This window comes from Streptomyces sp. NPDC101194, from assembly GCF_044767885.1.
In the GTDB taxonomy this organism is placed as follows: domain Bacteria; phylum Actinomycetota; class Actinomycetes; order Streptomycetales; family Streptomycetaceae; genus Streptomyces.
On record NZ_JBIWOS010000001.1, the window covers coordinates 343,573 to 362,582 of the forward strand.

The 19,010-nt window shown below is 73.6% G+C and carries 14 protein-coding genes and 1 pseudogene; 6 read left to right on the plus strand and 9 right to left on the minus strand.

Annotation, left to right across the window (positions count from 1 at the left end):
* The first annotated feature begins 154 nt into the window (after positions 1-154).
* Positions 155-523, plus strand: a complete 369-nt coding sequence (locus ACIRP2_RS01565) for a hypothetical protein (protein ID WP_404247126.1) — start codon at positions 155-157, stop codon at positions 521-523.
* Positions 524-681: 158 nt separating this feature from the next.
* Entirely contained in the window at positions 682-2,151 is a 1,470-nt protein-coding gene (locus tag ACIRP2_RS01570) for a S28 family serine protease (RefSeq protein WP_404245425.1), read from the plus strand.
* 105 nt (positions 2,152-2,256) lie between these two features.
* Here ACIRP2_RS01570 and ACIRP2_RS01575 read toward each other — a convergent pair whose 3' ends face one another.
* Together ACIRP2_RS01575 and ACIRP2_RS01580 are read right to left on the minus strand one after the other, a co-directional pair.
* Positions 2,257-4,122 (minus strand): glycoside hydrolase family 3 protein, encoded by a 1,866-nt coding sequence (locus tag ACIRP2_RS01575; RefSeq protein ID WP_404245427.1) that lies wholly within the window; start codon positions 4,120-4,122, stop codon positions 2,257-2,259.
* A 192-nt stretch (positions 4,123-4,314) separates the two neighbouring features.
* Positions 4,315-5,223, minus strand: coding sequence for a LysR family transcriptional regulator (locus ACIRP2_RS01580; protein WP_404245429.1), 909 nt, complete (start codon positions 5,221-5,223; stop codon positions 4,315-4,317).
* 106 nt (positions 5,224-5,329) lie between these two features.
* Between ACIRP2_RS01580 and ACIRP2_RS01585 the strand changes: the two genes are divergently transcribed.
* A complete protein-coding gene (locus tag ACIRP2_RS01585) occupies positions 5,330-6,241 on the plus strand; it encodes an EamA family transporter (RefSeq protein WP_404245431.1) in 912 nt (303 codons plus the stop codon).
* A gap of 40 nt (positions 6,242-6,281) precedes the next feature.
* Here the strand turns inward: ACIRP2_RS01585 and ACIRP2_RS01590 are convergent, their stop codons facing one another.
* From ACIRP2_RS01590 to ACIRP2_RS01620, 7 genes are all read right to left on the minus strand, one after another.
* Positions 6,282-7,070 carry a sugar phosphate isomerase/epimerase family protein gene (locus ACIRP2_RS01590; RefSeq protein ID WP_404245433.1) on the minus strand — a complete coding sequence of 263 codons (789 nt, stop codon included), beginning with the start codon at positions 7,068-7,070 and terminating at the stop codon, positions 6,282-6,284.
* 44 nt (positions 7,071-7,114) lie between these two features.
* A complete protein-coding gene (locus ACIRP2_RS01595; RefSeq protein WP_404245435.1) occupies positions 7,115-7,714 on the minus strand; it encodes a GAF domain-containing protein in 600 nt (199 codons plus the stop codon).
* On the minus strand, positions 7,698-8,576 hold the full coding sequence (locus ACIRP2_RS01600; RefSeq protein ID WP_404245437.1) for a S8 family peptidase: 879 nt from the start codon (positions 8,574-8,576) through the stop codon (positions 7,698-7,700). The genes ACIRP2_RS01595 and ACIRP2_RS01600 overlap by 17 nt, the downstream gene beginning before the upstream one ends.
* A 3-nt stretch (positions 8,577-8,579) precedes the next feature.
* Positions 8,580-11,813, minus strand: coding sequence for an adenylate/guanylate cyclase domain-containing protein (locus tag ACIRP2_RS01605; protein ID WP_404245439.1), 3,234 nt, complete (start codon positions 11,811-11,813; stop codon positions 8,580-8,582).
* A gap of 119 nt (positions 11,814-11,932) precedes the next feature.
* Complete coding sequence (locus tag ACIRP2_RS01610) at positions 11,933-12,133, minus strand: aroma-sacti cluster domain-containing protein (RefSeq protein WP_376629841.1); 201 nt, start codon at positions 12,131-12,133, stop codon at positions 11,933-11,935.
* On the minus strand, positions 12,130-12,990 hold the full coding sequence (locus ACIRP2_RS01615; protein ID WP_404245442.1) for an iron-containing redox enzyme family protein: 861 nt from the start codon (positions 12,988-12,990) through the stop codon (positions 12,130-12,132). Before ACIRP2_RS01615 ends, ACIRP2_RS01610 begins: the two co-directional genes overlap by 4 nt.
* On the minus strand, positions 12,987-14,093 hold the full coding sequence (locus ACIRP2_RS01620) for a radical SAM protein (protein WP_404245444.1): 1,107 nt from the start codon (positions 14,091-14,093) through the stop codon (positions 12,987-12,989). The genes ACIRP2_RS01615 and ACIRP2_RS01620 overlap by 4 nt, the downstream gene beginning before the upstream one ends.
* Positions 14,094-14,442: 349 nt before the next feature.
* Between ACIRP2_RS01620 and ACIRP2_RS01625 the strand changes: the two genes are divergently transcribed.
* From ACIRP2_RS01625 to lanKC, 3 genes and pseudogenes are all read left to right on the plus strand, one after another.
* A complete protein-coding gene (locus tag ACIRP2_RS01625; protein ID WP_397797261.1) occupies positions 14,443-14,598 on the plus strand; it encodes a hypothetical protein in 156 nt (51 codons plus the stop codon).
* A 217-nt stretch (positions 14,599-14,815) separates the two neighbouring features.
* Positions 14,816-16,013 (plus strand): annotated as a pseudogene (locus ACIRP2_RS01630) (MFS transporter); the annotation flags it as partial.
* 415 nt (positions 16,014-16,428) lie between these two features.
* Positions 16,429-18,996, plus strand: a complete 2,568-nt coding sequence (gene lanKC, locus ACIRP2_RS01635) for a class III lanthionine synthetase LanKC (RefSeq protein WP_404245446.1) — start codon at positions 16,429-16,431, stop codon at positions 18,994-18,996.
* The last annotated feature ends 14 nt before the right edge of the window (positions 18,997-19,010 follow it).

Here is a 19,010-nt window from a genome sequence, read left to right on the forward strand (position 1 = left end):
GGGGCTGCTGGTGATCAGAAGGACCGGATGGGCCGGAGGGGCTGGGGAGGCCGGAGCGTTCGATGCGGCCGGAGCGGCTGATGCGGCCGTCGAGGCGGCCGACGCGGTCGGAACGACCGGCGGGGGCGGAAGAAACACCGGCGCCGGACGCCGGATGCTCGCGTACCTGTTCGTCCTGCCGCTGGTGACCGTCGGCCTGCTGCTCACCGGCACCGCTGCGAGCAGCGCCCAGGCCGCGACGGTCTGCCCCGGGCGCCTCGCGAAGGCGGTCCCGTTCAAGACCGGCGAGCTGCGCGTCTACAAGACCCGCTCCTACGCCTGCGCCGTCGCGGTCACCAAGAATCCGGGCCCGCGCCGCAAGATGTCCGTGGCGATCCAGCCGCGCGGCGGCAGCCCCGTCGTCGACAGCGGCAACTACGGCAGGCAGGCCGGCCCGGTGACGGTCCATGCGCTGAACCGGTGCGTACGGGCTTCGGCCACGATTTCGGGGAAGTCCGCTTCCACGGGCTGGATTCTCTGCTGACGGAGGGCCGGTCGACGGCGGCGGCCGGAGCGCTCACCGAGGGCCGACGGCCCGGGGCCGTGGTTCTCCCCGGCATCTTTCCAGGACAACAGGGTCTGGCGGTGCCGGTGTTGCCCCGCTAGGTTCACGACGAATGTTGTGAATCTTGGGGAGGGTGCATGCGCAAGGCGCTCAGAGGGTTCCTGTCGCTCGCGGTGCTCATCGGCACGGTGAGTGCGACGGGTGCCTCGGCCGGAGCGGCCACCGCCGCGGAACCGACCGGGTTCCGGAGCACGGCCGTCGGCGACAACGGCACGAGCACGGACATCAAGGACCGCATCCTGGCCATCCCGGGAATGAGTCTCATCGAGGAGAAGCCGTACGCGGGCTACCGCTACTTCGTCCTCAACTACACCCAGCCGATCGATCACCGGCACCCGTCCAAGGGCACCTTCCAGCAGCGCATCACCCTGCTGCACAAGGACACGTCCCGGCCGACGGTCTTCTACACCAGTGGCTACAACGTCTCCACGAATCCGGGCCGCTCCGAGCCGACCCGGATCGTCGACGGCAACCAGGTCTCCCTGGAGTATCGATTCTTCACCCCGTCCCGCCCGGCGCCCGCCGACTGGTCCAAGCTCGACATCTGGCAGGCCGCCAGCGACCAGCACCGCGTCTTCACCGCACTGAAGCAGATCTACACCAAGAACTGGCTGGCCACCGGCGGCTCCAAGGGCGGTATGACCGCCACGTACTTCGAGCGCTTCTACCCGGAGGACATGGACGGCGTCGTCGCGTACGTCGCGCCCAACGACGTGGTCGACAAGGAGGACTCGGCGTACGACCGGTTCTTCGAGAACGTCGGCACCAAGGAGTGCCGTGACAGGCTGAACGGGGTGCAGCGCGAGGCGCTGGTCCGCCGCGGGCCGCTGGAGAAGAAGTACCAGGAGTACGCCGCCGCGAACAGCTACACCTTCGACACCGTCGGCTCCCTCGACCGGGCCTACGAGGCCGTCGTCATGGACTACGTCTGGGCGTACTGGCAGTACAGCCTGCTGTCCGACTGCGACACCATCCCCGCCGACGCCAAGAACGCGCCCGACCAGGCGATCTGGGACTCGATCGACTCGATCTCCGGATTCTCGGCCTACAGCGACCAGGGCCTGGAGAGGTACACCCCGTACTACTACCAGGCGGGCACCCAGCTCGGTTCGCCGAACATCAAGCAGCCGTGGCTCGGCAACCTGAGCCGGTACGGGTACCAGCCGCCGCGCAACTACGTGCCGCGCTCCATCCCGATGAAGTTCCAGCCGTCGGTGATGCGTGACGTGGACACCTGGGTGAAGAACCACGCCGACCACATGCTGTACGTGTACGGGCAGAACGACCCGTGGGGCGCGGAGCGCTTCCGGCTCGGTGCGGGCGCCCGCGACAGTTACGTCATGACCGTGGCGGGCGGCAACCACGGCTCCAACGTGGCAGGGCTCGACGCGGACGACAAGGCGACGGCCACCGCCGCGATTCTGCGCTGGGCGGGCGTCGCGCCGGCCGCCGTGCAGGAGGACCCGGCGAAGGCGAAGCCGCTCGCGCAGTTCGACGCGCGGCTCGACAAGCGGGACGTGATGAACGAGCGCGGGCTGCGCCCGTAGGCGGTCAGCGCCGAAGCGGTCCTCGTGAGGCCGCCTCAGCAGGGAGGGAAGGGGCTGTGCGGGTGCGCACAGCCCCTTCCCCTCAGTACGTCAGCCCGTGACCGATCAGTACGTCAGCCCGTGACCGACCGGGTACAGCACCCGCGCCGGGTCGTCGGCGCGCTGCACGGGTACCGGCAGGGTGCCCTCCGGCTTTGCGCGGCCCGCGATCACACGGGCGGCGGCCCGCAGTTCGACATCGGTCCAGGAGTACGTGGCCAGGTTCGCCGCGAACCCGGTCCCGGCCAGCTGGGCGATGTCGTACGGATTGCGGATCGCGACCGTGATCACCGGGATGCCGGTGGCCGCCAGGGCGCTCACCAGGGTGCGCTGCGAGCTGGTCGCCGTGACGTTGTACGTCCCGACGATCACCGCGTCCTTGCCCTGCGCGGCCGCCACCGCCTCGTCGATCTTCGCCCTGGTGGGGGCGGTACCGGTGGACAGCGCCGTTGCCGCGTACCCCAGTTCACCGAAGGCGGTGGCCAGGGTGGTGGTCGGCGGTCCGGTGGTGCCGGACGGGGAGGCCGGGTCGGCGCCGACCACGAGCAGGTTCTTGTGGGACCGGCGAGAGAGCGGCAGCACCGCGCCGTCGTTGGCGAGCAGCGTGGTGGTGCGCTCGGCGATCCGGTCGGCGGCGGCGAGATGGGCCCGCGTCCCGACGGTGTGGTCCACGCCCTTGTGGCTGACGAACGGGTCGTCGAACAGCCCGAGCTTCGTCTTCAGCCGCAGGATGCGCAGGATCGATTCCTCGATCCTGGCCTCGCTGATCTCACCGCTCTTCACGGCCTCCAGGACGGCGTTCCAGGAGACGTCCAGGTTCGGCGGGTTGAGCAGCTGGTCGACGCCCGCCAGAAGGGCGAGGACCGGCACGCGCTCGTCGCCGTACTTCGTCCGCACGCCCTCCATGCCGAGCGAGTCGGTCACCACGACCCCGTCGTAGCCGAGCTCCTCGCGCAGGATGCCGGTGAGGATCGGACGGGAGAGCGTCGCCGGGTCCTCGGCCGGATCCAGCGCCGGGACCACGATGTGCGCGGTCATGATCGAGTCGATGCCCGCGGCGATCGCGGCCCGGAACGGCGGCGCGTCCAGCTCCGCCCACTGCTCCCGGGTGTGGGTGATGACGGGCAGCCCGGTGTGGCTGTCGGTGCTGGTGTCGCCGTGGCCCGGGAAGTGCTTGGCGGTCGAGGCGATCCCGCTGCTCTGATACCCCTTCACCTGCGCGGCGACCATCGCCGCGACGGACTGCGGGTCGGAGCCGAAGGACCGTACGCCGATGACCGGGTTGGCCGGGTTGACGTTGACGTCGGCGTCCGGGGCGTAGTTCTGGTTGATGCCGATCGCCGCCAGTTCGGCGCCCGCGATCTGGCCGGCCCGGCGGGCGTCGGAGCGCGAACCGCCCGCGCCCAGCGCCATCGCGCCGGGCATCAGGGTGGCGGGCTCGCCGACGCGGCAGACGATGCCGTGCTCCTGGTCGGTGGAGACGAGGAGCGGCAGGGGAGTCGGGCCGGCGAGGCCGGCGCGCTGGATGCCGTTGGAGAGGTCGGCGATCTGGTGCGGGTCGCGGGTGTTGTGCGCCCAGGCGAAGTAGATGATTCCGCCGACGTGGTACTTGGCGATCATCTCTGCGGCGGTGCGGACGCCGATCTCGGCCAGGTTGGCGTCGATGTCGGCCTGATCGGGCTCGGTGGCGGAGTGCCCGTACACCCGCATCACGAAGAGCTGTCCGACCTTCTCCTCCAGGGTCATCCGGGAGATGAGCCGCTTGAGGCGCTGGGTGGTGGCGGCTGAGTCGTGCTGCCCGCCGCCCGGCCCGCTGCTCGCGGACCTCTGGGCGGCGACGGCGCCGGGGGCGAGGACGCCGCCGGTGACGGCGACCGCGGCCGTCGCGGCAGTGGCGGTGAGAAGGGTGCGTCTGGAGGTGCGGTGGTGCACGTGAGCTCCTTCGGCCGTACTCGGGGACGAGAGAGGAGGTGAAAGAAACTTCCAAGGAGCACGGATATACAGAAAATAACTTCCGGTCAAGGGTCTGGACCGTTTTGAGCCCGTCCCGTGCTCGAAGGCGCACGGGTGATCCCGTTCCGTCCGGCGATCGGGGGGCGCGGCGCCACGACCCCGGCCGGTCCCCTACCTGAGCCCCACCGCTGCCCCGTGTGCCTGGAGCGCCGACACGGCCGCCGTGATCGCGGGCCGCCGGGCCGCCTCCGTGCGCCACAACGCGTACAGCCGTCGCACCGGAACGGGGGCGAGCGGCACCGCCACCACTCCCGTCGGCAGCGGACCCCGTCCCAGCCGGGGGATCATCGCGACCCCCAGGCCGGCGGCGAGCAGGGCCAGTTGGGTGTGGTTCTCCTCCGCCTGGTGCCGGATGTCGGGCTCGTAACCCGCCGCACGCAGGGTCCGTACGAGCCAGTCGTGACAGACCGTCCCCGGCGGCTGACAGATCCACCGCTCCTTCGCGAGTTCCTCGCGCCGCACCGCGTCCCGCCCGGCGAGCCGATGGCCCTCGGGCACCAGCAGATCGCACAGGTCGTCGCCGATCACCGCCTGCGCCACGCCGTCGGGCGCGGGCAGCGGGGCGATGTCCCAGTCGTGCGCGACCGCCAGATCGATCACGCCCTTGGCCACCAGGTCGACCGAGAGGTGCGGATCGACCTCGGTCATCCGGACATCGAGGGCGGGGTGGTCCCGGCCCAGCCCGGCCAGCACCCCGGGCAGCAGTCCGCGCGCCGCGGACGCGAAAGCGCCGATCGACAGCCGCCCGGTCGGCAGCCCCCTGCGCTCCTCCAGCGTGGTCTCCGCGCGCTCCATGATCGCCAGCAACTGCTGGGCCGTCGCGGCGAGATGGAGCGCCTCCTCGGTCAGCGCCACACCGCGTCCACGGCGTTCGAGGAGTGTCGTGCGGGTCTCCCGTTCCAGCTTGGTGATCTGTTGCGAAACCGCCGACGGGGTGTAGCCGAGCGCGGCGGCCGCGCCCGCGACGGAGCCATGGACGGAGATGGCGTGCAGTGCGCGCAGCCGGGACAGATCGAGCACCGGAGCCTCCCGGACACGGGGTCTCGTGATTCATTAGCAACACTCAATTCCACCATGAAGGAATCCGTGCTGGTGCTACATGGTCCGCGCGGGTGATCCTCGGTGCATGCGTCCCCTCCACATAGCCCTGGCCGCCCTGGTGGCCGCCGTCTGGGGTGTCAATTTCGTCGTCATCGAGATCGGCCTCGGGCACTTCCCACCGCTGCTCTTCTCCGCCCTGCGCTTCCTGGTCGCCGCGCTGCCCGCGGTCTTCCTCGTCGGCCGGCCCAAGGTCGCCTGGAAGTGGATCGTGGGTGTCGGGCTCGTTCTCGGAGTGGCGAAGTTCGGTCTGCTCTTCATCGGCATGGACCGGGGCATGCCCGCCGGCCTCTCCTCCCTGGTTCTCCAGGTCCAGGCGGTCTTCACGGCTCTCTTCGCCGCCGTCGCCCTCGGCGAACGACCGGGAAGGGTAAGGGTGCTGGGGATGGGAGTGGCCCTCGCGGGCATCGGGGTCGCGGCGGTCGACGAGGGCGCGAGCGGACCCGTGCTCGCCTTCGTCCTGGTGATCGCGGCGGCGGCCTGCTGGGGTGTGTCCAACGTGCTGACCCGCAAGGCCGCGCCGCCCGACTCCCTCAACTTCATGGTCTGGGTCTCGACCGTCCCCGTGCTCCCGCTGCTCGGCCTCTCCCTCCTCTTCGAGGGCTGGGACCGCGACGCCGACGCGCTGGCCGCGCTCGACTGGAGCGGCGTCGGAATCATCGTCTACGTCGCCTGGGTCACCACCGTCTTCGGCTTCGGGGCCTGGGGCTTCCTGCTGCGCCACCACCCGGCGTCGTCGGTGGCCCCGTTCACGCTGCTGGTCCCGGTCTTCGGGATGTCGTCGGCCGCGCTGCTGCTGGGCGAGTCGGTGAGCCCGCTGCGGTGGTGCGCGGCGGCGCTGCTGGTCGGCGGGGTGGCCCTCACCTCACTGGCGGGGACGCGCCGCCCGCGCACCCCGGCACCGAGGACGCCGGAGCCGGAGGTGGCGCGGGCCGCCTGAGCCGGCCGCGTAGGCTCGGATGCCGGGGCTCGGGTGCCGGCTACTGCTCGGCCGTGCCCAGCCGCAGCAGATGTTCCCGCCCGGCGTCCAGCAGCCCGGGCAGCTCCGCCGCCCCCGGGTGCCAACGCTTCTCGTACTCCCAGCAGACCCAGTCGTCCGGGGCCAGCGTGTCCAGGCAGGCCGCCAGCGGCAGCACCCCCGCCCCCAGCGCCAACGGCTCGGTGTCCTCGGCCGACGCGATGTCCTTCACCTGTACGTAGCCCAGGTGCGGGGCCAGCACCGCATGGCTCGCGGCCGGCTCCTCGCCCGCCAGCCAGGTGTGCATGATGTCCCACAGCGCGCCGATCTGCCCGTGCCCGACCGTGCCGACGACCCGGGCCACATCGACACCGGCCCGGTGCGAGTCATGGGTTTCCAGCAGGATGCGCACGCCCTTGTCGGCGGCGTGCGGCGCGGCGGCGGCCAGGCGCCGGGCCGCGGTCGCGTCGGCCGCGGCGGGGTCCTGGCCACCGCCGCCCGGGAAGACCCGGACGTTCCCCGCGCCCAGGTCGTGCGCCAGGTCCACCAGCCCGGCCAGCTCCTCCAGAACGGGCCCGTCGTCGCCCTCGGCGGCGGCCCGCACATACCCGGCGACGGTCAGGATCTCGATGCCGCCGTTCCTGAACTCATCGGCGACGGCGGCCCGTTCGGAAGCGGAGAGACCCGGGTGCACCGGCTCCTCCGGGTGCGCCCGCAGTTCCACCCCCTGATAGCCGTGCCCGGCGGCGAGCCGGACGACATCGGCGACCGGCATCCCCGGGACTCCGAGGGTCGAGAAAGCGAGCTTCACGTGTGGTCCTTCCGTCGTCGTCCGGCCGCCCTTCCGGCCCGGCCTCAGCAGGGCTCCCGGAGCAGCTGCTCCAGACTATCCAGCAGCCTCAGCGCGTCCGCCCGCTGCCGGGGCCCCAGCCGCTCGCCCGGCGCACCGGCGTCGGCCGGGACGTACGCCGCCACCCGCAACGCCGCGGCGGCCTGCCGGGCGAACATGGCGAGCAGGTCCAGTTCCCGGATGTCCGTGCGGGCGCGGGGGGACGGGTCGAGCACCTCCAGCACACCGAGCACCTGGCCGTCGCTGATCAGCGGGGCCGCCATCAGGGCGCCCGGCACGAACTCGGTGGACTCGGCGAGCGCACGGTCGAACGCGGAGTCCGTGGTGAGGTCGTCCACCACCATCGGCTCACCGGAGGTCGCCACCCAGCCCGCTATCCCGCGGCCGGCCGGGAACCGGCGGCCCACCAGGAACTCCTCGCCCTGGCCGGAGACCGCCTGGAAGACCAGCTCGTCCGCCTCCTCGTCCAGCAGGAAGACCGAGCTGGCCGCCGCGCCGAAGATCGCTCGGGCCACGTCGACGACGGACTGGAGGAGTTCGCGGCGGTGCGGATTCGCCGCCGGCACCGTGCCCGCGGCGGACACTGATTCAGTTCTCGGAGTCATCACAGACCTCTCCTGCCGGGGTGGAAAGCCGCGGACCGAACCGCACGTTGGCCGCGGAGAGATAGAGGGCGTTCTTGAGCTGGAAAGCCGTCATCCTCGGATGGTCCGAGAGCAGACGCGCGCACAGTCCGCTGATGTACGGGGTCGCGAAGCTGTTTCCGGTGGTACGGATCGAGGTGCCGCCCAGCCACGGCACCGTCACGTTCTGGCCGGGGGCGAAGAACTCCACCGGCGGGTCGGGGTTGTAGAGATGCAGGTCCGGGTCCGCCTCCTGGTGGCTGCCCACGGAGATCACCGAGGCGAACCGCCACGGGTAGCTCTCCACCGGGGAGTTGTGCGCCGAGGCGACGACGACCGTGCGGTTGAAGTAGGCGTGGTCGGCCAGCGCGTGCAGCTCCTCGGCGAACCGGGCACGGGTGGTGGACAACGACAGGTTCACCACGTCGAAACCCTGCTCCACCGCCCAGCGCAACCCGGCCAGCAGCACGTCCCCGGTGCCGGAGAACCGCTCGCCCAGCACCCGCACGCTGTGCAGTTCGCACTCCGGGGCGGCCCGCCGGATGATGCCCGCGCAGGCGGTGCCGTGCCCGCAGGAGTCCCCGGTGTCGGTCGGCCGCACCTCGGTCCCGCCCGTCTCCGGGTCCTTGACCACCACCCATGACCCCTCGACCGGGCCGACGCCCGGATGGTCGCGCTCGACGCCCGAGTCCACCACGCAGACCCGCACGCCCCGCCCGGTGCCCCGTACGCCGCCGGCGTCGTGCCCGGGGCCCGGGTCCGCGAGGACCGCCACGTCGTCGGGTCCGCGTCCCCGCAGACTCCAGGTCAGCCCGGGCCCCGGTGCCGTGTCCGTGGTCGTCATCCCTCAGCTCTTCTCCGTCGTGGCCGCCGCCGGTGCTGCGGCGAGCCGCGCGGCCCACCGCTCGCCCGGCAGATGTCCCTTCTGCGCGAACCCTTCCCGGGCCTCCCGCGCCGCCGCGGCCGCGCCCGCCGTGTCGCCCAGCAGCGCCAGCGTCCGCGCCCGGTCCAGCGACGCGGTGGCCCGCACCAGCGGGGAGTCGGTCAGCAGGGAGTCGCGCACGGTACGGTCCGCGTGGCGCAGGGCCGCCTCCGCGTCCCCGGCCCCCGCCGCCAGCCGGGCCCGCAGCCCCGCCAGGTCCACCCGGTCCGCGTGCGGCAGCGACTGCGGTGCCCCGACCCCTTCGAGCCACCGACGGGCATCGTCCGGCCGGTCGTCGTCGAGCAGCAGCCGTGCCGCCTCCAGTGCGACGGCCGGGCGCATGGACCGGGCCCCGCCGCGCTCCGCCGCACGGTCGGCCCGGACGAGCAGGTCAAGGGCCGTTCCGGTGCGCCCGAGCAGCGCCTCGACCGTCGCCCGGAACACCGGCAGGAAGACCTCCGTCTCCGCGTACCCCAGCTCGTCGGCCAGCCGTTCTGCCTCGGCCAGGCACTCCCCGGCCCGGTCCGCCCGGCCGTGCAGCGCGTAGAGCACGGCCAGCGGACAGTTCAGCGTGGTCCGCACGGCAGGACGGCCGCTGCCGTGCCCGGCGAGCAGATCACGGCAGCGGGTCAGCGCGACCGGTACCGGCTCCGGGCCGCGCCACAGCGAGATCCCGATGGCCCCGAGCGCGGCCGCCCGCTCCGGCTCGGCCTCGGCCCGCACCGCGTGGTCCAGGGCCAGGGTCAGGTCGCGGTCCGCCTCCTCGTGCCGGCCGGCCAGCTGCAACCGCTGCGCGAGCCGCAGCCGGGCCCGCGCCTGCCCGACCCAGTCCCCGGCGGACTCGAAGAGCGGCAGCACCGACCGGGCCGTCTCCGACACGCTCACCGAGGCCGGGTCCAGCACCGCCAGTGCGAGCCGGGCGTGCGCGGCCTCCACCGGCGCGGTCCCGATGGCCAGCACCTGCCGCAGCAGCCGTTCCCCGTCCTCGGAACGGCCGAGTGCGAGGCGTACCTCGCCGAGCCGTCGCAACGCCGGTGCCGCCGCCGGGTCACCGGCCGGGTGCAGCTCCACGGCGCGCTCCAACAGGCCCTGGGCCCAGTGCAGATCGGAACGGGCCAGGGCCTGCGCACCGGCCGAGGCGAGCGCGGCGGCGGCCCGGACCCGCAGGGCGGCGGCCCGGTCGTCGGCCAGGCCGAGCTCGGTGCGGTACTGGTACGCCCGCTCCAGGTGTCCGCCGACCGCCGCCTCGCCCGCCGCCGCCACGCTGGGCAGCTCGGCCGCCCAGGCGTGCCGTTCGGCCTTGGCCCGCTTCGACAGGGAGGCGTACGCCACCTCCTGGACCAGACCGCTGCTGAACCGGTGCCGTCCCGTGCCCGGTTCGCCGCCGGGCGCGGTCTCGACCAGGCGGCGTCCGCGCAGCCGGGCCAGCGCGCGGGCGACCCGGCCGTGGTCGTCGTCCGGCGCGGAGACGCCGGTGCGGTCGGCCGGGGCGGTCCTGGCCGTGTGCTCCGTCCCACGTGCCGTCCGGGTCAGCCGGACGAGTTCCGGCGCGGTGAAGTCCCGGCCGACGACCGCGGCCAGGTCCAGCGTGGTGCGTTCGGCACGTTCCAGCGCGCCGATCCGGGCACCGAGCAGCGCCTGGAGGGTCGGCGGCAACGCCGTGCCCCGCGCGTTCCGCGCATCCTCCGGCGCCGGGCCCGCGGGGACGAGGAGCTGTTCCAGGTAGAGCGGGTTGCCCTCGGCCCGGTCGTACAGATCACGGCCCGACGCGTCGTGGGTGGCCGCGGCGGCGTCGTCCGGGGCGGTTCCGGTGCCCGGCCCGGTCAGTTCGCGGGCCAGCAGGGCGGCCTCGTCGCGCGACAGTCCGGTGAGCGGCAGGACCTGCGCCGGGCCCGCGGCCGGGCCGGTGGCGGCCGGGGGCCCGTCCGGGCGGCCCGGACACACGAGGAGTCCGCCCGCCCGGCCCAGCGGCCCGGCCAGCCGGTTCACCGCCCGCACCAGCAGCGGCTTTGCCCAGTGCCAGTCGTCGAGGACCAGCAGCACGGGGCGCAGCCCCGCGGTCCGCGACAGCACGGTGATCAGCGCGGCACACATGTCCTCGAACGGGGCGTTGGGCGTGCCGTCGTGCAGCAGACCGCCGCGCAGCAGCGCCCACGCGTCGGCCATGGATGCCCCGGACCGCCCGGAGGCCCCGTCCAGTGCCTCCCGGGCGACGGACGACCCGACCACCTCCCGCACCGCGTCGGCCAGCGGCGCCAGGGTGCCGTGGTCGCCGTAGCTGCGGCAGCGCCCGGTGCCGACGACCGGCCGCCCGGCCCCGCCGAGTCCGGTCAGCCACTCGCGCGCCAGCCGGGTCTTGCCGATCCCCGCGTCACCGACGAGGCGGACCAGCCCCGGGCCCGCCCCGCGCACCGTGCGGTCCAGCGCCTCGTCCAGCGCCGCCAGTTCCGCGGCGCGGCCGATGAACGGCACGTCGAAACGGCGCAGCAGCTCCGGGTCGTCGGCGCCGAGCGCGATCAGCCGGTACGCGTGCACGCTGTCGGTCTTGCCCTTGAGCCGCAGGGGGCCCGTCTCCTGCGCGACCACGGTCGGACCGGCGGCCTCCAGGGTCTGCGGGCCGATCAGGATCTCGCCGGCCGCCGCGTTCTGCTCCAGCCGGGCTGCCACGTTCACCGTCTCGCCCGAGACCAGCGCCTGCCGGGTGCTGGCATCGGAACTCGCCACCACTTGACCGGTGTTGACGCCGATCCGGATGTCGAGCCGGATGCCGAGGGTGGCTTCGAGATCGGTGTTCAGCTCCGCCAGCGCCTCGCGCATGCCGAGCGCCGCGGCGAGCGCCCGCCGCGCGTCGTCCTCACGCATCACCGGCACCCCGAACACCGCCATCACGGCATCGCCGATGAACTTCTCCGGGGTGCCGCCGTGCGCCTCGATCCGCTCGCTCATCACCGCGAAGTAGCGCAGCGTCACGGTGCGCAGGGTCTCCGGGTCCAGCAGTCCGGACAGCGCCGTGGAGCCCACCAGATCGCAGAAGACCGCGGTGACCAGTTTGCGTTCGTCCTCCGGCGCCGCGGCGACGGGGGACGGGCACGGGGTGCCGCAGGACGGGCAGAACCGTGCGGCGGCGGGCAGTTCGTGCCGGCACGAGGTGCAGTTCATCAGGGCTTCCTCTCTGCTTGGTCCGGCCGGAGCGGCGGGCCGGGTCACGGGAACCGGCCCGCCGTGTGGTGTCGGGCCCCGACGAGGCAGGACCCGGGCAGCCCCGGGGCCGGTCGGCCTCAGAAGAGGGCGCCGCCCGCGATCTCGCCGTGCGCCTGCACCTCGGGCCCCACCGCGTCGAGCCGGCTCTTGATGTCGAGCAGCACGGTGAGTTCCTCCGGTGCGAGGTCGTCGAGCACCTGACGCTGCTCGTCGGTGAGCAGATCGACGGCGAAGCCGGCGCCGTACAGCACGGCGAGCCGGTCCGGTGGTTCGGTCATGTCTGGCCTTCCCTCGGGACGGACCGCCCGGCTCCCCGCACCGGCGGCGCCGGTCCGGTGCGCCCTAGCCGGACGAACAACTGGGTGAGCGCGTCCGTGGTGTGCAGGGCACTGACGGCGACGGCCGTCTCCTGGGCCCGCGACAGCGGCAACCGGTCGAGGAGGGCGAACAGTTCGCCGGCGTGGCCGTCGTCGAGCCGGGCGTGCTCGTGCACGGTGCGGAAGGCCGGGGCGGGCAGCCCGGTCGAGCGGGCCAGCCGGGGCGCGAGGCCGGCGGCCGGGGCGTGTCCCTCCAGCACCGCGATGTAGCCGAGCAGCGCCACCGGGTGGTGGTGCTCGATCCAGTAGTACTGGGCCCCGGCCAGGGAGGCGACGAGCGGGGAGGGGACCGGGTCCAGCGCGGCCCGGGGCCCGCTGCCCGCCGCCGTCAGGTCCTCCAGCAGCCAGGTGTCGTGCTCCGCCTCCTCCCGGACGTGCTCGTCCAGATAGGCGGCCAGCGGCGCCCCCAGCGGATCGCCGTGACGGGCCAGCAGCCCGGCCCGTTCGGCGGCACGTTCCATCAGCGGAACGGAGGCCCGGATGACCGTGTGCATCGCGCACAGGTACGCCCGATAGCGGGGCAGCAGCCCCTCGGACCGCCACAGCGCGGCCGACGAGGCGCGCAACGCCGGTTCGGCGAAGGCGAGTTTGACCCGCAGCCGCTCGGAGGGCGGCAGCCCGCGCCCGCCGCCGCGCGCCCTCGGGACGCGTGCGGCAGCCTCCCGGACGGCCCGGGCGGGTCGTTCGGCGTCCGGTGCCGGGCGCGGTGCCCCGGCCGCCTGCCCGGTGCGTCCCGGTGGCCCTCCGGTGGGGTTCATGACCCGTGGCCTTCCACCGCCGGAAGCGAGTGGTGCCCGCCGTCCGGTGCCGCCACCAGAGGGGCGTACGCGGCGCAGCCGTGACGTCGTACCAGCGCCACCGGACCCTGGTCGTACTGCCGGCGGGCGGCGGTCAGATCGAGCAGCGCGCCGACGGCGCCCGAGGCCAGCGCATCGGCCGCCGCGACCACCTCCGGCAGCGTGCCCAGCCGTCGGCAGTCCTCGCAGTAGGAACCGGCCGGTGCGCCGGGTGACCAGCGCCGCCGCAGATGGGCCGGGCCGACCGTGCGGACGAGGCGCAGCAGCGGCGACCCGAGCGTCCGCGCCCGCACGGCGGCCCAGTCGTCCTGTGCGACATGGCCGAGCCGCAGATGGGGCGGTACGGGGCGGCGGTCCACGGCGTCCTGGTTGCAGCAGGCCAGCACCGTGCCGTCGAAGGCGACCACCGGCCAGGCGGCCATCGCGCACGGCAGCGCGCCCTCGCCGTCCGGCACGGTCCGGGCCGGACGGGCCCAGGACGCCGCCCGGCCGAACGGCCGCACCTCGTTGACCAGGGAGGGCACCGTGCCGCCGAAGGTCCGGCCGATGTCCGCGGTGATGTCCACGAGATAGCCGTCGTCCTCCCCGGTCCCGGTGAGGTGGAAGCTGACCGGGACCCCCAGTTCGCGGATCTCGCGCACCGCGCGGAACACCGCGGCCCGGGGTACCTCCCGCTCGTGCGGCAGGTCGAGGCTGGCGGAGAAGTGGTCGAGCGCGCGCACCGCCCGCCGTACCGGGTCCGGGAGTCCGCCGGACCGGGCGAAGAACATGCCGCTGAGCAGCGCGGTCCGGGTTCCGGCGGCCCGCGCGGAGCGGGCGAGCGAGGCCACCAGGCCCGGCCGGAGCAGGGGTTCGCCCCCGGTCAGCATCATCACCTCGGGCCGGTCGGCGGTGGTGAACGAGGAGACGAACCGTTCCAGCGCGTCCGCCTCCGGTTCCTCCCGCACCTGTGGCCCGGAGCCGGTGGAGCAGTGGGTGCAGCGCAGCGGACAGCGGCGGGTGAGGGTGACCAGCACTCCACCGGCCGGGACCGGCCGCAGTCCGATGAGTTCGGCGAGTTCCATCCGGCCGTCTCCTTCGGGCGTAGGGGCGCGGCACGCGGCCGCCGTGCGCGTACACAGCGTCCCATCGGACGGTTCGCCCCCGGTACGGATCCGGTTCGGGGCCGGTATGGCCGCAGGTCGGACGGTGTCCGCCGGCCCGCCACCGGCCCCGGCGGCCGCCCGCGCGCTCCCGTCCACCCCCGGTGAAGTGCCGTGATACCGCCGCCATACCGGCGTCGAGCCGTTTGCCAGGCCGGGGCTCCTAACTTTCTGGTCAGCGGAAGGCACCCGCCGGCCGCTACCGGGAGAACCGGGGTCCGCCCCGGAACGACCGGAGACCGCGGAGTCATACGAGTGGATGGAGATCACCATGGCCGAGAACACCAAGCCCGCCGGCGACGACAACGAGACCCCCGAGGTCGAGGCGCACTCCGTGCTGGACCTCCAGGAGACCGCCGTCAACAGCGACCGCGAGATCGACGGCAGCTGCGTCAGCACCGTGAGCCTCATCCTGTCGGAGCAGTAAGGGCTGATGACCGGGCCGCGGTGCCACGCCGGGGAAGGAACCTTTCCCCCGTGGCGCCCGGCCGGCCGAATCGGGGCGGCTCCGTGACACGGAGACCGCCCCGCCTCGATTTCCCGGGCCGGGTCCCGTTTTCACCGGGCCCGCCCCCTGCCAGGCCGTCGCCTTCGCCGGGCCACCGGCCGAGCCCTGTCCCCGAATCACCGACCGGGAGCCGACGATGGCCGCCTCGCTACGAACCAACCGGGACTTCCGACTGCTCTGGATGAGCGGTCTGTTCGCCGTTCTCGGCACCCAGATGACCGCACTGGCCCTGCCGCTCCTCGTGCTCCGCGAGACCGGATCGGCGGTGCAGGCCGGTGCGATCGGCACGGTGTCCGTCACCGCGGTCCTGATCACCATGCTTCCCGGCGGGGTGATGGCCGACCGGGTGGAGCGCCGCAGGCTGATGCGCCTGTGCGACCTGGGCAGTTTCTGCGTGGTCGGCGCCCTCGTCGTGGCCGTGTGGACCGGACACGTACCGCTGCCCCTGGTGCTGCTGGTCGCGGGCGCGGGCGCCGTCATCGGCAGCCTCTACGGGCCCGCCGCGTTCGGGCTGATGCGGAGCGTCGTGCCCCCCGAGGACATGGGGACCGCGACCGCCCGACTCCAGGCCCGTACCGCCACCGCGCGACTGGTGGGGCCGATGGTCGGGGGCGCCCTGTTCGGGCTGCACCCGGTCCTGCCGTTTCTCGCCGAGGCCGTCGGGCTCCTGCTGTCCACGATCTGCGTGGCCCTGGTACGCACCCGGTCCAGGTCCGCGACCAGACCCGGATCGGCCTTCAGCAAGGCCGAGTTGACCGCCGGGCTCTCGTTCCTGTGGAGGCTGCCCTATCTGCGGACCGTGCTTCTCGTCTTCGGACTCGGCATGAACTTCGCCTTCGGCGCCCTGACGTTCACCGCGCTGACCGTCTTCTCGGGCGGTGGAAGGTCGGGGCTCGGCGGCGGCACCGTCGTCACCTTCATCTCGGTCGGGGCCCTGACCGGCGCACTCCTCGCCCCACGGCTGCGCCCCGAACGTCACACCTGGGCGCTGATCGCCGCCACCTGCTGGTTCTGCGTGGTGAGCGCCCTCGCCATGGCCTGGGTGCGGGTCCCGTTGTTCGCCGGGCTGCTCTGCGCCGCCTGCATGTGCCTGTCCACCGTGGCCAGCATCGGCTTCCTCTCCACCCTGTTGGCGGTCACCCCCGGCGACCGGGTGGGCAGGGTGCAGAGCGCCGCCGGGTTCCTTTCCTCCCTGGTCCAGCCGTTCGGGCCGCTGGCCGGGGGCGCGCTCCTCACCGCCTTCGGCAGTCGGACGGCGTTCGGGGCGATCGCCGGGATCCTCGCCGTGTCCGCGGCTGTCGTCACGTTCGCCCCGTCCGCCCGGCCGGACCCGGAGGTGCTCGCGTCGAGGGAGTCCTCCGGGGCTTCCGAGCCCTCCGAGCCCTCCGAGCCCTCCGAGCCCTCCGAGCTCCTTGAGTCCCCCGGTCCGGCCGAGGGCGGGAGCCCGGCACGGTCCGCGTCGCATGAGGAAGGGACCCGCGCGGACGGAACGGCCGAGGCAGGCACCGCCGAGGACGCCGTCCCTGCGAACGGGAGCCCCATGGGCAAGGCCCCCGCGAACGAATCCCCCGCGAAACGGACTTCGGTGGATGAATCCCCTGCGAACCGGGCTCGCGCGGACGAGGTGCTCGCGCACGGGAGCCGCACGGACGAGCTCTCCGTGGACGAGGTCCTCGCGCACGGGACCCCGACGGACCGCCCCGGGGCCGGCAGCCCCCGCCCCTGACCACGCATCACAGGAGGTATGCCGTGCCCGGCATCCAGGAGACCCAGCTGTACTGCCTCGCCGACCGCCGCTACTACGACACCCCGGCCCGGCTGCCCGACGAGGACACCCGCTACCCGCTCGACCGCGCCGAACCGCCCGCCGGCTGGCGGCGCGGCACCGGCGGCCTGTGGACCGCGCTGCACCCCGCGTCCGCCGAACTGCCCGAGCAGGGCTGGAAGATCCATGTCTCCACCGTCCCGGAGGAGGCCGAGCGCACCCTCGCCGACACCGCCCGCATCTGCCTGGAACAGGAAGTGGCGTTCAAGTTCCTGCGCAGCACCCGCGCCCTGCGGCTGATGTCGGCGAAGTACATGAACCGGTCCGGCGCGGGGAAGTTCATCACCCTCTACCCCGAGGACGAACCCGCGTTCCTGAAGCTGCTCGACGCCCTGGGCGAGGCCCTGGACGGGCGCAGCGGACCGTACATCCTCAGCGACCTGCGGATCGGCAACGCTCCCGTGCACGTCCGCTACGGCGCGTTCGTCGAACTCTGGTGCCGGGACGACGACGGGGAACGGGTCCGCGCGATGCGCCACCCGTCCGGTGAACTCGTCCCCGACACCCGGGGCGTGGTCTTCCGGATCCCGGACTGGGTCACCGTCCCCGAGCCGCTGCGCCCCCATCTCGCCGCCCGTGCCGCCGCCCGCGACGACGGCTTCCCGTACGTGGTCACCAAGGCACTGCAGTTCTCCAACGCGGGAGGCATCTACCTGGCCGAGCACCGCACCACCCAACAGCAGGTGGTGCTGCGCGAGGCCCGGCCGCACTGCGGACTCGACCCCGCCGGCGACGACGCCGTCACCCGGCTGCACCGTGAGCACCGGGCCCTGACCCGGCTCGCCGGACTCGACTGCGTGCCCGAGGTGTACGGCGTCCGCACGGTCTGGGAACACCACTTCCTGATCGAGGAGTACATCGAGGGCACCACCCTGTTCGACGAGATCGTCGAGCGATTCCCGCTGGTGCGCGGCGAACGCACCCCCGCCGAACTCGACGCCCACTCCCGCTGGGCGCAGTCCGTCACGGACGGGCTCGCCGGGGCCCTCGACCGCATCCACGCCCGGGGGCTGCGGTTCGCGGACGTGCACCCCGCCAACGTCATCATCCGTCCCGACGGCCGTGTGGTCCTGATCGACTTCGAGTACGCCACCGATCTCGACGACGAGGACACACCGCTGGCGGGTGCCCCCGGCCTCCAGGCCCCGCACGGCACCAAGGGCGTCGAGGCGGACGACTACGCGCTCTGGGCGATCTGGCTGCACATCCTGATGCCGCTGATGGAGGTGAGCGACCACGACCGGGGCAAGGCCCTCACCATCGAACGCTGGGCCCGTGCCCGGTACGGGCTGGGCCCCGACGCGGGACCGCCCCGCCCCGCCGCGCTCTCCCACGGGCTGCCGGCGGACAGCGGCGAGGCGACGGTGGACACGCTGCTGCGCGGCCGGGAGCCCGACTGGCCCGGCATCCGCGAGCGACTTCTCGCAGGCATCCGTGCCGGGGCCACCCCGGACCGCACCGACCGGCTCTTCCCCGGTGATCCCGCGGGCTTCACCACCGGCGGCGTCTGCGTCGCGCACGGTGCCGCCGGGGTGCTGTACGCCCTGCACCGCGTCGGTGCCCCGGTACCCGACGCGTATGTCGACTGGCTGGCGCGCACGGCATTGCGCCGCGGCCCGGACACCCCCGGCGGGCTCTTCGACGGGCTGCCCGGCGTCGCGCTGGTCCTGGCCCGGCTCGGCCGTCGCGAGGAGGGCCGCGAACTGCTCGACCGGGCCTTGCGGGGCCCTGCCTCCTCGTCGGCCGACCTGCTCACCGGTACGGCGGGAACGGCGCTGGCGACCCTGCGGTTCGCCTCGGACGGAGCCGGCGCGCCCGACGGGGAACTCCTGGACCAGGCCCTGCGCACCGCCTGGGAACTCGACTCGCTGGTCCGCGACGGGGCCACCGCCGGCGGCCCGTCCGCCCCGCACTCGGCGGGGCTGCTGAGCGGGCTCTGCGGGGCCGCGCTGCTCCACCTCGAACTGCACGCACACACCGGCGAGGACTGGCTGCTGCGCGCTGCCGGGGCGGCACTCGCCCGGGAGGCCGGGCACTGCGTGACCATGCCGGGCGGCAGCGTGCAGGTGAAGGACGGGAAGCGCCATCTGCTCTACCTGGACCAGGGCAGCGGCGGCGTGGCCCTGGTCGCGCAGCGCTATCTGACCCACCGGGAGGACCCGGCGCTCGCCGCGCTGCTGCCCGGCATCGGGCAGGGGTGCGTCCTGGAGTTCATCCGCGAACCCGGGCTCTTCAGGGGCCGCAGCGGTCTGGTGGCCACCGCCCACCAGCTCTCCGGCGGCAGGCCGGGGCCCGAGGTGCTGGACTCGGTGCGCAACCTCTCGTGGCATCTGGTCGCCGAGCAGGACCGGTTGCTGGTGCCCGGTGCCCGGCTGCGCCGGTTCTCCGCCGATCTCGCGACCGGCGCGGCGGGGGTGCTGCTCGGCCTGCACACGGTGTTCGCCGCGCCGGACGAACGGCCCGAGCTGCTGGACGTGCTGACGCTGGGATGACGCGCCGCCGTCCG